The organism is Nocardia sp. CA-135398, assembly GCF_050955845.1.
GTDB lineage: Bacteria > Actinomycetota > Actinomycetes > Mycobacteriales > Mycobacteriaceae > Nocardia.
In genome coordinates, this window is the sequence record NZ_CP192084.1 from 4,209,576 (window position 1) to 4,222,481 (window position 12,906).

A 12,906-nucleotide genomic window follows, 5' to 3' on the forward strand; every position below is an offset into this window, starting at 1 on the left:
GCCGGAACAGAGGAGAGGCGTAGGTGCACGTCACCTGGGAGCAGGTTTTCGCTTGGCGGCTGCGCAGGCAATTCGTCGCCGCACCCAACGATGCCGGGGTCACCGAGATCGTCGAGCGCCTGTGTGGTGTGCAGGCTCAGGTGACCGCGGCCGCGGATCTCGCGGTGGCGCTGCGGCGCAGCAAACCCGATCCCGGTGCGCTACTGCCGGAATTGGCGGCGGGCACCCTGATGAAGACCTGGGCCATGCGCGGAACTCTGCACGCGCTCGCCCCCGATATGGCGGCCGCGGTTCTTTCTTTGATCGGCTCGGCCCGTACCTGGGAAAAGCCGGCGTGGCAGCGCACCTTCGGGGCCTCTCCGGCGGAGGTCGCTGCGCTGGCCGATGCGGTGGCGCAGGTGCTCGACGGGGTGGTGCTCAGTCGAGACGAACTGGTCGACGCGCTGGTCGCCGACCCCGCATTCCATCGGCTCGGCGAGGAATTGCGCTCCGGCTGGGGTGCGCTGCTAAAGCCGCTGGCCTGGCAGGGAGCGCTGTGTCACGGTCCCGCGCAAGGCAATCGGGTCACTTTCACCAGCCCGGCTCATCTGATCAATGGTTGGCGTGGCCTGCCCGAACCCGATGCCGCCGCACCGGTGGCGATTACCGGTTACCTCGGCGCCTACGGCCCGGCGACCCCGGAAGCCTTCGATGCCTGGCTCAGCCGCAACAGTCTGCAGAAGACGACGGTGCGCCGGTGGTTCTCGGAACTCGGGGACGCACTCACCGAGGTCGATATCGCGGGCCGTCGCGCCTACATACTCACCGAGCACGCCGAGGAACTGGCCGCCACGAAGCCGCTTCGCACTTCGGTGCATCTGCTGGGCGCCTTCGACCAATACGTCCTCGGACCGGGCACCGGCGACACCGAGCTGCTCCGCACCGAACATCGCTCACGAGTAAGCCGGGCGGCGGGCTGGATCTCTCCCATCCTGGTCGTCGACGGTCGCATCGCGGGCACCTGGGAGACCACCGCCGACGATCTGTCCGTCACCACCTTCGACGGCTACCTACCCCCGACCCGCGACCTGAAAGCCGCCGCCGACCACGTCGCCGCCGCCATGGGCCACACCGGGTTCACCGTCCACGTGGGGTAGTGAGCTGACCTGCGGTGTCACAGTCGGTTTGGGCATGCGCGCACCGAGCCCGATCAGTCCCGCGATCACTGCGACAGCGGCTGTCACGTACCAACTGCGGTGGAACGCGTCGAGGGTCGCCTGCGCACCGATGGGGGAGCCGAGTGTCGCGACGACGACCGCGACGCCGACGGCCAGGCCGAGCTGACGTGACATGCTCAGCACCGCGGATCCGGTCGCGAACCGCTGCGGCGGCAAACCTGCACTGCCCGCGGCGAATGCGGTCGGCAGCGTGAGCCCGACTCCGAGTCCGCTGACCACCATGCCGCCGAGCAACCCACCGACATAGTCGGGCTCGAGGGTGATGGCCTGGGCCCACCACACCATGCCCGCACCGAATAGGACACCGCCCGCGGCGATCACCGGACCGGGACCGATCCGACCGATGAACCGACCCGCCAGCACCGCGACAAAGGGCACCACCAGCGGACCCGGTGCGATCGCCAATCCGGTCCGCAATGCCGACCAGTCCCACACGTTCTGCGCCCACAGCACCACCGAGAGCAGCATTCCGGCGAATGCGATCTGGAAGAACAGCGAATTGCCCGCCATGAGTGCGAAATTCGGTGAGCGCAGCAGCGCCGGATCCACCACCGGGCTGTGATGACGTGCCGAGGAAACCCCGAACGCGATCCCGAGAACCACCGCGACCGCGAACGAAATCAGCACTCCCGCCGAGGTCCACCCCCAATCCGCACCCTTGACCAGCGCCAGGATCAGCGATCCGATAGCGCCGATCAGCATCAGCGCGCCGAACACATCCGGCAGCGCGCCACCGTCACCGCACACGCGGGGCAGCGACCGCAGTCCGACCGCGACCGCCACCAACCCGATCGGCACATTCACCAGAAATACCCAGCGCCAATCGATTTCGACGAGCAGTCCGCCGATCACCGGACCGAGCGCGGCACCGAGCCCACCGAAGGCCACCCACAACCGCACCGCCATCGGTCGCCGCTCGGGCGGCGTCGTGGCCAGCACCAGGCCGAGCGACGATGGCGTCAGCATCGCCCCGCCCACCGCCTGCAATATCCGAAAAGCGATCAGCGACTGCACATTCCAGGCCGCCGAGCACATTCCCGAACCCAGCACGAAGACCGCGAGGCCGACCAGAAATGTGGTCCGATTACTACCGCGATCACCGAGCCGCCCGGCGGGCACCAGCAGCGCGGCGAAGACGATCGCATACGCGTTGAGCACCCAGGACAGCCCCGAGAGCTGGGTGTCGCCGAAATCTCGCGCCATATCCGGCAGTGCGACATTGACGATGAACAGATCCAGACTCGACAGCAGAACGCCGACCGAAACGATGGCGAGCACCACTCGGGGATCGACCCGATCTTTCGGCACGACAATGGAACTCACGACATATCTCCCGATTCAGCCGAGGACTCGGCGGGTTTGACGAGCCGAGGCGAGCAGTGCGCCACCGCGGTCCCAGATATCGACGTCGTCCACCGACCAGCCGCCGCCGGTGCTGGCATTGCTCGCGCGGACCAGGACCGGCTGTTGGGTCGGCCGGGCCAGATCGGTGTGCAGATGCATCGAGAAGGCCACCGTCGGCACCGCGACGGGCATGGTCAGGGTGGGGAAGAAGCCGGGTGGCAGTGCGTCGGCCAGCACAGCCAGTGTCGCGGCATCGATCGGCAGTTCGGGGACCAGCGAGATCCATGCGCACATCCAGGCCTGGTCCGCACCGGTCAGCGGTAGCGGCCCCGCGGCGGGACGGATTTCGAAATGTGCTCCCGCTGGCACGATTTCGGGTGGCAGCCGGAATTGGACGCAGTCGTACGGCGCGGGCACCTCCGGCGCGGTGGTCGGCGGCAGGTCCGGTACCCCGGTCGGCGTGGTCCGGCCGAAGGTGACCGCGGCGGATGCGACGGACCTGCCTTGCTGATCGGCCGTCACCTCGACCACCGCGGTGCTGCGCCCCACCGGGTGCGCGATCGCCCGGAAGGTGAGAACACCCTCGGTCGGTCGGCCGAGGAACCGCAGATCCACCGCGCGCACTGGGAGATCGGCGTCGCCCGCGCGTCGGGCGACCTCGACCAGCAGTCCGGCGATCACACCGCCGTGCGGTCCCGTCCAGCCGCGCCAGGACTTGTCGATCTGGGCCCGCCAGATGCGGTAGTCGGTCTCGGCCAGTGCGAACTCATCGCCCAGCCTACTTGTCAGTTGCATCATGAAACCAACCCTAGAATAGTGAGTTCTTTGAAGCAACCGACTATGCTGAGGGGCATGCGCAGGACCAGCTTCGACGAGATGAACTGCTCGGTCGCTCAGTGCCTGGAGGTCGTCGGCGAGTGGTGGACCCTGCTGATCGTGCGCGACGCGCTCTTCGGCGTGACCCGCTTCGACGACTTCCGCGCACGCTTGGGCATCGCCCGCAATGTGCTCACCCAACGCCTGGAACACCTTGTCGCACACGACATCATGGTCAAGGTGCCCTACCAGGAAAATCCGGTCCGCTACGACTACCGGCTCACCCCCAAGGGCCGCTCGCTCTGGCTCGTCGTCAATGCCATGCGGCAATGGGGTGACCAGTGGGCCGCACCCGATGGCCCGCCGGTGCAGGTCGTGCACGAATCCTGCGGCAAGACCTCGGTGATCGAACCGGTCTGCGCCGAATGCGGTGAAAGCGTACAAGGACGCGACCTGCGCCCCGTGGACGGTCCGGGCGCGGCGGGCGGGCGCTCGATCCTGCCCGGCGACCTCCAGCACGCCCACTGATCGATACGTCGATTAGGCTGCGGCGGTGGCGGACGGGCGAGCGCGGAAGCTGATCGACACGGTCGCGTGGGTGCGCATCGAGGGCGGGCGCATCCTGTGCGCGCGCCCGAAGGGCAAGGACATCTTCTACATTCCGGGCGGCAAACGCGAGGGTGCGGAATCCGATCTGCAGACGCTGCTGCGCGAGATCGAAGAGGAGTTGACCGTGGCGCTGCTTCCGGAAACCGTCGCCCATGTCGGCACATACGAGGCCGCACTGCACGGACCGGCCAGCGATGTGGTGGTACGGATGAGCTGCTACACCGCCGACTATCGCGGCACCCTCGCGGCGAGCAGCGAGATCGAAGAGGTCGCGTGGTTCCGCTACGCCGATCGCGCGCTGGTGCCGCCGGTCGATCAGCTGCTGTTCGACGACCTCGTCGATGCGGGCCGATTGGCCTGAGGTGCCCGCGCATCGGCCGCGCGGGATACCGTCGATGCCATGACCACGGTTCGCTCACTGTTGCGTTGGGCCGCTTACGCGTTGGTTGCGCCGGTCATCGGTCTCGGCCCCATCGCCAGCCGGTTTCGGGTCCCGCGCCGGTTGCTCGGTATTTTCATCGCGCCGCGGGATGCCTTGGCCGTGCGTGCGGTCGTGCATTCGGTGCTGGCCGGTGCGGTCGGCTTGCTGACCTGGTTCCTGGCCTTTCTGGCGACCATCGCGGCGGTGCGCGGAATCTTTTATCCGCTCATCGCGGGCGACGATCTCGAACATTCGTGGGGCGGTCCGACGTTGGCCGGGGCGTGGGCGGTGCACGCACTGCTCGGGGTCGGGCTATTGCCCGTATGGGGTCTGGCGCTGGCCGGACTCGGCGCGGTGCAGGTGCGCCTGACCCGTCGGCTGCTCGGGCGACACGGCCCGTGGTGGCCGATTCCGGTGTCGCTGCTGTTGGCCGCCGGTGGCGTTGTGCTGTTCATCTCCTGGTGGCATCAAGCCTGATTCTCCCGGCACCAAAGCCACCGCACGCAGCGAACCGGACCGACAATAGGCAGCGACGTCGGCGAATTGGCTCTGGCGAGAGAGGCATTGCGTCTGTGTGCTCGTTGGGGGCAGGAGGTGAGCGCACGACGCCCAGAGCCGCGATACCGATCCCGATGAGGATCCCGCGCTGACCCTGTGGAAGGAATGCGCGCTCGGCGAACAGACCGAACGCCGCCTCGTCGCGTGCCTCGACGACTGGAAGGTCGACGGCATCACTGGCCACCACATCAGCACCCGCCTCGAATATCGGTAGCCGCGATCAGGTGGCGACCGGCGACCGTCCGGCCCGTTCGATGAGGTGCTGCACCAGGTTCAGCAGTACCTCCTTGGATGAGGCGCGGTCGCGGGCATCGCACAGCATGACCGGGATGTGATCGTCGAGATCGAGTGCGTCGCGGACCTCGTCGACCGTATAGACCGGCGCACCCTCGAAGCAGTTGACCGCGACCAGGAAGGCCAGCCCGCGGCGTTCGAAGAAATCCACGGCCGCAAAGGAATTGCCGAGCCGACGGGTGTCGGCGATGACAACCGCGCCCAGCGCGCCGCGGGACAGTTCGTCCCAGAGGAACCAGAACCGGTCCTGGCCGGGTGTGCCGAACAGGTACAGCACCAGGTCTCGGTCGATGGTGATGCGCCCGAAGTCCAGCGCGACCGTGGTGGTGGTCTTCTGTTCGACGCCGGACAGGTCGTCGACCCCGGTGCTGACCTCGGTGATCAACTCCTCGGTGCGCAGCGGCGCAACCTCGCTGATCGACGACACCATGGTCGTCTTGCCGACGCCGAAACCACCGGCGATGAGAATCTTGACCGAGGCCGCCAGCTGCGGTGTCACACCGGGTCGGGTCGGGTCAAAGCTTTCGGATGCCATCCAGTACCGCTCGCAATATGTTGAGATCGCCGGGACCCGCCTCCGGCTGCACCGGTGCCCGGAAGATCAAGTGGCCCTCGCCGATCAGATCGCCGACGAGAATCTTGGTCACCGCCAAGGGAAGTTTCAGATGGGCCGCCACCTCGGCGACCGACTGCGGTGCGCGGCACAGTCGCACGATATCCGCGTATTCCGGATCGGACCGCCGCAGGGTGGGCGGCGGATCGGCCGTGACGACCACGGTGAGCATGTCCAGGTCGTGGCCTGCCCCCATCACCCGCCCGCGGGTGACCGCATAAGGCCGGACCAGCGGACCGGCCTCCTCGTCGAACCATTGCCCACCGCCGCGTGTCATGGCAAACGCGCTGGGGTGGATAGATAGGTGCCGACACGTTGGACGGTGACATTCATTTCGTATGCCACCATCCCGAGATTGGCCGATTCGGCCGCCTGCAATGCCAAGCAGGCGTTGTCGCCCGCGGAGGTCACGAAAAGTACCGCACGATCGAGTTCGATCACGGCTTGGCGGACGCCACCGCCGTCGAAGCGGCTGCCCGCACTGCGGGCCAGACCGTAGAGGGTGGAGGACATAGCGGCGAAATGTTCGGCGTCCTCGCGGGTCATCGCGGTGGAGCGGCCGAGCAGCAGGCCGTCGGTGGACAGCACCACCGCATAGCGCACGCCGGCCAGTCGATCGACGAGATCGTCGAGCAGCCAGTTGAGATCACCGGGGCTGGAAGAAGTCACCGTTGCCTTCCTGTTCATCCGAGTGTTTACCGCTCGGTCCCTGATATGTGCCGATTTGGTCGGCGGCGGCCACCTCGGGCAGCGCGGCATCGGGGGCAGCGCGGCGGCCCTGCCTCGTCCCGTTCTCGATGGCGGACATCAGATCTCGGGCCTGCTCGGCCGAGCGTTCCCGCTCCGGCGGCTGCTCCGCCTGGGGTTCGGCCGGGGTCGACTGCGCCAATTGCGGCGCGATGCTGGTCTGCCGGTTGCGCCGCGGCAGCGCGGGCCTGGTGTCGGGCGCGGTGGGCTGCGGCGCCTCGAACGTGGTGGGGCGCGGTGCTTCGACGGCGGGCGGCGCCAGCGGCGGCGCGGTGAGTACCGCGGATTCGGTGACGGTGCCACCGTAGGGGGAGGAGTCGACGAAGGGGACCGGATGCCGTCGCCTGCGTGCCGATTCCAGCGGCTCGGAATCGGTTGTCAGAGTGGCTTGTTCATTGGCGAGCAGGGCCGAGGGGATGAGCACGATGGCGCGGATACCGCCGTAATCGGATTCCGACAGCCGGACCGAGATGCCGTGCCTGGCGGCCAGCTGCGCGACCACGAACAGGCCTAGCCGGGAATCCGAAGACAATGCCGCGACACCGAAATCCGGCGGCTTGCGCAGCATCTCGTTGACCCGGGCGATCTCGGACTCGGTCATGCCCATGCCTTGGTCGCTGATCTCGGTGACCACACCCTTGCCGACCACATTGCCGCTGACCTCCACCCGCGACTGCGGCGGCGAGAACGCGGTCGCATTGTCCACCAGCTCGGCGAGCAGATGGATGAGGTCGGCCACCACCGCACCGAGCACATGGAGTTCGGGCAGCCGTGACACCCGTACCCTGGCGTAGTCCAGGGTTTCGCCGACCGCGCTGCGCACCAGATCGATCAGCGGCACCGGATTGCGCCACTGCCGCCCCGGCTGACCGCCGCCCAGAATGATCAGGTTCTCGGCGTTGCGCCGCTCACGGGTGGCGAGGTGATCGAGCCGGAACAGGGTGTCCAGCAGGGCCGGATCCTCTTGGCGCTCTTCGGCCTTGTCCAGAATTTCCAGCTGCCGGTGCACCACGATCTGGCTGCGGTGCGCGATATTCAGGAAGACCGCCTTCACACCTTCACGGGTGCGTGCCTCGGTCACCGCCCCCGCGACGGCCGCCGCATGCGCGTGCTGGAAGGCCTTGGCGACCTGGCCGATCTCGTCGTGACCATAGTCCAGTTCCGCGGATTCGGCCTCCGGATCGATGAGCTCACCCTCGCCGAGTCGACGCATCAGCTCGGGCAGCCGTTCATCGGCCAGCGCGAGGGTTTCACCGCGAAGCCGCTTGAGCCGGTTGATGACTCGGTTGGCCAGCACGATCGCGATCACGAATGCCAGCAGGCTGACCACGACGACACCGCCACCGGCCCACGCCGATCGCGCGGTGGCGTCGGCGGCCTTGTCCTCGGCCAACTTCTGCGAGTACTTGTTCTGAGCGATCCACACATCGATCAGCCCACGGTTGACCTCGGTGGCCGCGCTGTGCCACTCCTGGGTGCTCAATGGCAGGGCTGGCTGGGTCGGCTGTTTGGCGGTGCTGCTCGACGAACCCGATGAACTCGACGAGCTGGAGGTGCTGCTCGTCGCCGTGGTATTGCGCTGGGTCAGTGCGTTTTCCACGGCGGTCAGCTGCTGCCAGGCCTGGCTCGCCATCAGCGCGTGCAGGCTCTCCTGCTGCTTCGGGTCCAGTTCGCCCGAGAGATTGGCGGCCTCGGCGTGATAGAAGCCGATCTGGCGCAGGTACTCCTCCATCGGAATGGGGGTCGGCCCGTTTGCGTTGACGATCATGCCCGCGAGCGCGGTGCTGCGCGACATCGCCTCGGCCACCAGGAAGATTCGCATACCGTCGGCGATATGCACGCCGATCTCGGCATCCGGTGCGGACTGTTCGGCGAGCTCGGTGCCGAAGGTGATGATGTCGAGTAGTCGATTGTAGAAGTTGTATGCGTCCGGGGCGGGCAGCGTACCGGCATCGGTAAGCGTGCGGACCTGGTTCATCGACGTCGACAGTGTCATGAAGTTCGCGGCGTTATCGCCGATCTTCGAATCGTCCACTGCCCGCAGTCCGGCGGCGGCGTCGATCAGGCCCTTCAGCGCGCCGTCGAGGCGCATCCGCGCGACACCGAGCGCGGGGGCGGCGTTCTCGTCGCCGGTCAGCGCGGCCAGCGTAAGTTGACGTTCGCTCTGGACCGCCTCCAGCAATTCGCGGGTGGCGGGTATGGCCTGCTGATTCTGCGAGGCCCAGTCCTTGGCCTTGTTTCCCTCGGCAACCAGATATCCCGCCGCACCCACGCCGACCACGAGCAGAGTCAGGCTCGGCACGAGCGCGATCGCCAGAATCCGCGTTCGGACCCCGAGCCTCGCTCTGAACATCGCCATAACCTAAACCCGTTGTGACCGTTTCGTTGCTCATGTCTCGCTCAGCGGGACTCGAGTTGACATTCGGTAGCACTTGCGTTGGCCCGTTCGATGAGATGTTCGTCCAGCGTCAGCAGGGTGTTCTTGCAGGACTCGCGGTTTCGAGCGTCGCCGAGCGAGATCGGGATAGGCGTCGTCATCCGCCAACCGAGGCAAGAGGCTCCTGCGGAGAACGCGCGCGGCGTATGTTGTGTGTATCCCGGGGTTACCCACAAGTAGGAGGCACCGATGCCCGCGCCGAATGCCGAAGTCTTCGACCGCCTGAGCGCGCTCGCCGCGATCGCTGATCCGGATGCCCGTGCGCGCAAAACGATCGCCGAAACGTTCACGGGCGACGAGCTCGGCAGCGTGCCCGTCGGCACCGCCGATGACGTGGCGGCCGCATTCGACAAGGCCAAGGCGGCGCAGGCGCAATGGGCCGCGCGTTCGGCCCAGGATCGTGCCGCCGTACTCGAGCGCTACCGCGAATTGGTCATCGAACAGCGCGAATTCCTGATGGACGTGATCCAGGCCGAAACCGGCAAGGCACGCTGGGCCGCCCAGGAAGAGATCATGGGCCTGATGTTCGCGGCCCGCTACTTCGCCAGGGTGGCGCCCGATCTGCTCGACGCGCACCGCGTGCCCGGCGCCTTCCCGGTGCTCAACCGGGCGACCGTGCGCCACCAACCCAAGGGTGTCGTCGGTGTCGTCGCGCCGTGGAACTATCCGATGCTGCTTTCGATCGGCGACTCGATCCCGGCGCTGCTCGCGGGCAACGCGGTGGTCGTCAAACCGGATAGCCAGACGCCGTTCTCGGCACTGGCCAGCGCCGAACTGCTCTACCAGGCTGGACTGCCTCGCGACCTGCTCGCCGTCGTCCCCGGACCGGGCACCGTCGTCGGTACCGCCATCGTGGACAACTGCGACTACCTGATGTTCACCGGCTCCTCCGCGACCGGTCGCACCCTGGCCGAACAGTGCGGGCGCAGACTCATCGGCTTCTCCGCTGAACTCGGCGGCAAGAACCCGATGATCGTCACCCGCGGCGCGAAACTGGACAAGGCCGCCAAGGCCGCGGTGCGCGCGTGTTTCTCCAATGCGGGTCAGCTGTGTATTTCGATCGAACGGCTGTATGTGGAGAAGGCGGTCGCCGCGGAGTTCACCGAGAAGTTCGTCGCCGCTGTGCAGGCCGCGAAACTCGGTGCGGCCTACGACTATTCGGCCGATATCGGCAGCTTGATCTCCGAGGCGCAATTGGAGACCGTGTCCAAGCATGTCGCCGACGCGACCTCCAAGGGCGCTCAGGTGCTCGCGGGCGGCAAGGCGCGCCCGGATCTGGGACCGTTGTTCTTCGAACCCACCGTGCTCGCCGACGTCACCGACGAGATGGAATGCGGCCGCAACGAAACCTTCGGCCCGCTGGTCTCGATCTACCCGGTCGAGACCGTCGAGGAGGCGATCGGGCTGGCCAATGACACCGAATACGGCCTGAACGCGAGTGTCTGGGCGCAGAGCAAGGCCGCGGGGGAGCGGATCGCCGAGCGGCTGCACGCGGGCACCGTCTGCGTCGACGAGGGGTATGCCCCGGCCTGGGGCACCACCGCCGCGCCGATGGGCGGCATGGGGATCTCCGGTGTCGGGCGCAGGCACGGTCCGGATGGCCTGCTGAAGTTCACCGAACCGCAAACCGTGGTGGTCACGCGATTCATGAATCTCGATGCGCCGCCGGTGATTTCGCAGGACAAGTGGCAGCGGCTGCTGATGACGCTCACCCGCGGCTTCCGTTTCCTGCCTGGCCGGTAGACGCCGGACCCCGCCGTCCCGGTCTGCAGCGGGACGGCGGGGCCTCGCCGGTGTCGGCCAAGGGCTGCGGACCCCATGGCCAGATCACCGGTTCGTCGCCCGCGGACGCACCCGCGGGCGTGAATCAGGTACCGGGGACTGCCTTTTCGGCGGTCAACTCATCCGTTCGGCTCCCGTCCGCAGTGGCGGTCCCGCCGCCAATACCGCCGTCTCCTCATCGGTCAGCAGTCGCGATCTGATGATGAACCGCACGCCTTCGGGCGCCTCCAGCGAGAATCCGCTGCCACGCCCGGTCACCACATCCACGGTGAGATGGGTGTGTTTCCACAGTTCGAATTGATCGCCGCTGATCCAGAATTCGGTATGCCACGGCAGCCGGCCCAGCAGTACATCCGCGCCGCCGACCCGGAATTCGCGCACTCCGAAACACATCGGTGAACTGCCGTCGCAGCAGCCGCCGGATTGGTGGAACAGCACAGGTCCGTGCTGTTCTATCAACCGGCGCAACACTTCTCGCGCCGGATCGGTGATGGCGACGCGGGCTACTCTGCCATGCATCAGAAGAATCCGAGTTTTGTCGGTGAATAGCTGACCAGCAGATTCTTGGTCTGCTGGTAGTGCTCGAGCATCATTTTGTGGTTTTCCCGGCCGATGCCGGACTTCTTGTAGCCGCCGAAGGCGGCGTGTGCGGGGTACGCGTGGAAACAGTTGGTCCATACTCGCCCTGCCTTGATTGCTCGGCCCATCCGGTAGGCCGTGGTGATATCCCTGGTCCACACCCCGGCGCCGAGGCCGTAGAGGGTGTCGTTGGCGATCATGGTCGCCTCTTCGACGGTGTCGAACCTGGTTACCGCCACCACCGGGCCGAAGATCTCCTCTTGGAAGATCCGCATGGTATTGGTCCCTTCGAAAATCGTCGGCTGGATGTAATACCCACCCGGCAGTCCGTCCACCTTGCGTGCTTCCCCTCCGGTGAGCACACGGGCGCCTTCCCGCCTGCCGATATCGATATAGGACAGGATTTTTTCGAATTGGTCGTTGCTGGCTTGGGCTCCGATCATGGTGGTGTCGTCGAGCGGATTACCGCCCCGGATGGCTCTGGTCCGCTCGATACAGCGGGCCAGGAATTCGTCGTAGATCGACGAATGAATCAGCGCGCGCGAGGGACAAGTGCACACCTCGCCCTGGTTGAGTGCGAACATCACGAAGCCCTCGACGGCCTTGTCCAGGAATTCGTCATCGGCGGCCATGACATCGGGCAGGAAGATATTGGGGCTCTTGCCGCCCAATTCCAGGCTGACTGGGATGATGTTCTCACTCGCGTACTGCATGATCAGCCGCCCGGTGGTGGTCTCACCGGTGAAGGCGATCTTGGCCACGCGCGGACTCGCCGCCAGCGGCTTACCCGCCTCGACACCGAAACCGTTGACCACGTTGAGAACTCCGGGCGGCAGCAAATCCGCGATGAGCTCGATCACCAGCAGGATCGATGCGGGGGTCTGCTCGGCGGGTTTGAGCACCACGCAGTTGCCCGCCGCCAAGGCCGGTGCCAGCTTCCACGCGGCCATCAGGATCGGGAAGTTCCAGGGGATGATCTGTCCGACCACGCCGAGCGGTTCGTGGAAGTGGTAGGCGATGGTGTCGACATCGATTTCGGCGATGCTGCCCTCTTGGGCTCGGATGGCCCCGGCGAAGTAGCGGAAGTGGTCGACCGCCAAAGGCAGGTCGGCGGTGAGGGTTTCGCGTACGGGTTTGCCGTTGTCCCAGGTTTCGGCGATGGCGAGGGGTTCGAGGCTGTGCTCGATCCGGTCGGCGATCTTGTTGAGGATATTCGCGCGCTGCGCGGGCGAGGTGGCGGCCCATTTCTCGGTGGCGCTGTGCGCGGCTTCGAGGGCCATGTCGATATCGGCCGCTGAGGAGCGCGCCACCGAGCAGAAGGTCTCGCCGTCGACCGGGGAGGGGTTCTCGAAGTACCTGCCCTCGATCGGGGCCGCCCAGTCACCGCCGATGAAGTTGTCGTAGCGACTGGCGTAGGTGACGATTCCGGTGGCGGACCCCGGTTTGGCGTAGATCATCTGTGGGCGCTCCTCGCGAAATCTCCTTCCGG

The 12,906-nt window shown here is 66.5% G+C and carries 14 protein-coding genes; 5 read left to right on the top strand and 9 right to left on the bottom strand.

Annotated elements, in window-relative coordinates; all coding sequences use genetic code 11:
• Positions 1-23 precede the first annotated feature (23 nt).
• Positions 24-1,136 carry a winged helix DNA-binding domain-containing protein gene (locus ACQP1T_RS18280; protein ID WP_433761745.1) on the top strand — a complete coding sequence of 371 codons (1,113 nt, stop codon included), beginning with the start codon at positions 24-26 and terminating at the stop codon, positions 1,134-1,136.
• Here the strand turns inward: ACQP1T_RS18280 and ACQP1T_RS18285 are convergent.
• Together ACQP1T_RS18285 and ACQP1T_RS18290 are read right to left on the bottom strand one after the other, a co-directional pair.
• Complete coding sequence (locus ACQP1T_RS18285) at positions 1,050-2,540, bottom strand: MFS transporter (RefSeq protein WP_433761747.1); 1,491 nt, start codon at positions 2,538-2,540, stop codon at positions 1,050-1,052. The two genes, ACQP1T_RS18280 and ACQP1T_RS18285, sit on opposite strands and share 87 nt — an antisense overlap.
• Positions 2,541-2,555: 15 nt before the next feature.
• A complete protein-coding gene (locus tag ACQP1T_RS18290) occupies positions 2,556-3,359 on the bottom strand; it encodes an acyl-CoA thioesterase (protein ID WP_433761749.1) in 804 nt (267 codons plus the stop codon).
• 54 nt (positions 3,360-3,413) lie between these two features.
• Between ACQP1T_RS18290 and ACQP1T_RS18295 the strand changes: the two genes are divergently transcribed.
• From ACQP1T_RS18295 to ACQP1T_RS18305, 3 genes are read left to right on the top strand one after another with little or no spacing between them, the layout of a single operon-like run.
• On the top strand, positions 3,414-3,905 hold the full coding sequence (locus ACQP1T_RS18295; RefSeq protein ID WP_433761751.1) for a winged helix-turn-helix transcriptional regulator: 492 nt from the start codon (positions 3,414-3,416) through the stop codon (positions 3,903-3,905).
• 25 nt (positions 3,906-3,930) lie between these two features.
• The gene (locus ACQP1T_RS18300) at positions 3,931-4,347 is read left to right on the top strand and encodes an NUDIX hydrolase (RefSeq protein WP_433761753.1); all 417 of its coding nucleotides are present in this window, start codon (positions 3,931-3,933) and stop codon (positions 4,345-4,347) included.
• Positions 4,348-4,386: 39 nt separating this feature from the next.
• Positions 4,387-4,884 carry a hypothetical protein gene (locus ACQP1T_RS18305; protein WP_433761755.1) on the top strand — a complete coding sequence of 166 codons (498 nt, stop codon included), beginning with the start codon at positions 4,387-4,389 and terminating at the stop codon, positions 4,882-4,884.
• A gap of 301 nt (positions 4,885-5,185) precedes the next feature.
• Here the strand turns inward: ACQP1T_RS18305 and ACQP1T_RS18310 are convergent, their stop codons facing one another.
• The 5 genes from ACQP1T_RS18310 to ACQP1T_RS18330 are packed head-to-tail and all read right to left on the bottom strand — an operon-like array spanning position 5,186 to position 9,157.
• Entirely contained in the window at positions 5,186-5,794 is a 609-nt protein-coding gene (locus ACQP1T_RS18310; protein ID WP_433761756.1) for a GTP-binding protein, read from the bottom strand.
• On the bottom strand, positions 5,775-6,149 hold the full coding sequence (locus ACQP1T_RS18315) for a DUF742 domain-containing protein (protein WP_433761758.1): 375 nt from the start codon (positions 6,147-6,149) through the stop codon (positions 5,775-5,777). The genes ACQP1T_RS18310 and ACQP1T_RS18315 overlap by 20 nt, the downstream gene beginning before the upstream one ends.
• On the bottom strand, positions 6,146-6,541 hold the full coding sequence (locus tag ACQP1T_RS18320; RefSeq protein WP_062982063.1) for a roadblock/LC7 domain-containing protein: 396 nt from the start codon (positions 6,539-6,541) through the stop codon (positions 6,146-6,148). The genes ACQP1T_RS18315 and ACQP1T_RS18320 overlap by 4 nt, the downstream gene beginning before the upstream one ends.
• A complete protein-coding gene (locus ACQP1T_RS18325; protein WP_433761760.1) occupies positions 6,519-8,972 on the bottom strand; it encodes a nitrate- and nitrite sensing domain-containing protein in 2,454 nt (817 codons plus the stop codon). Before ACQP1T_RS18325 ends, ACQP1T_RS18320 begins: the two co-directional genes overlap by 23 nt.
• Positions 8,973-9,019: 47 nt before the next feature.
• Entirely contained in the window at positions 9,020-9,157 is a 138-nt protein-coding gene (locus ACQP1T_RS18330; protein WP_433761762.1) for a hypothetical protein, read from the bottom strand.
• An 88-nt stretch (positions 9,158-9,245) separates the two neighbouring features.
• On the opposite strand from ACQP1T_RS18330, the gene ACQP1T_RS18335 reads away from it, so the two are divergent.
• The gene (locus ACQP1T_RS18335; protein ID WP_433761764.1) at positions 9,246-10,799 is read left to right on the top strand and encodes a succinic semialdehyde dehydrogenase; all 1,554 of its coding nucleotides are present in this window, start codon (positions 9,246-9,248) and stop codon (positions 10,797-10,799) included.
• Positions 10,800-10,952: 153 nt separating this feature from the next.
• Here ACQP1T_RS18335 and ACQP1T_RS18340 read toward each other — a convergent pair whose 3' ends face one another.
• Positions 10,953-11,357: a DUF779 domain-containing protein gene (locus ACQP1T_RS18340; protein WP_433761766.1), complete on the bottom strand. Its 405-nt coding sequence runs from the start codon at positions 11,355-11,357 to the stop codon at positions 10,953-10,955.
• On the bottom strand, positions 11,357-12,874 hold the full coding sequence (gene exaC / locus ACQP1T_RS18345) for an acetaldehyde dehydrogenase ExaC (protein ID WP_433761768.1): 1,518 nt from the start codon (positions 12,872-12,874) through the stop codon (positions 11,357-11,359). The genes ACQP1T_RS18340 and exaC overlap by 1 nt, the downstream gene beginning before the upstream one ends.
• Positions 12,875-12,906: the final 32 nt, after the last annotated feature.

Coding starts and splice junctions, on each gene's coding strand:
- ACQP1T_RS18290 (WP_433761749.1), bottom strand. CDS start 3,359: ATGATGCAACTGACAAGTAGGCTGGGCGATGAGTTCGCACTGGCCGAG.
- exaC (WP_433761768.1), bottom strand. CDS start 12,874: ATGATCTACGCCAAACCGGGGTCCGCCACCGGAATCGTCACCTACGCC.
- ACQP1T_RS18305 (WP_433761755.1), top strand. CDS start 4,387: ATGACCACGGTTCGCTCACTGTTGCGTTGGGCCGCTTACGCGTTGGTT.
- ACQP1T_RS18315 (WP_433761758.1), bottom strand. CDS start 6,149: ATGACACGCGGCGGTGGGCAATGGTTCGACGAGGAGGCCGGTCCGCTG.
- ACQP1T_RS18325 (WP_433761760.1), bottom strand. CDS start 8,972: ATGTTCAGAGCGAGGCTCGGGGTCCGAACGCGGATTCTGGCGATCGCG.
- ACQP1T_RS18335 (WP_433761764.1), top strand. CDS start 9,246: ATGCCCGCGCCGAATGCCGAAGTCTTCGACCGCCTGAGCGCGCTCGCC.
- ACQP1T_RS18295 (WP_433761751.1), top strand. CDS start 3,414: ATGCGCAGGACCAGCTTCGACGAGATGAACTGCTCGGTCGCTCAGTGC.
- ACQP1T_RS18330 (WP_433761762.1), bottom strand. CDS start 9,157: ATGACGACGCCTATCCCGATCTCGCTCGGCGACGCTCGAAACCGCGAG.
- ACQP1T_RS18340 (WP_433761766.1), bottom strand. CDS start 11,357: ATGCATGGCAGAGTAGCCCGCGTCGCCATCACCGATCCGGCGCGAGAA.
- ACQP1T_RS18310 (WP_433761756.1), bottom strand. CDS start 5,794: ATGGCATCCGAAAGCTTTGACCCGACCCGACCCGGTGTGACACCGCAG.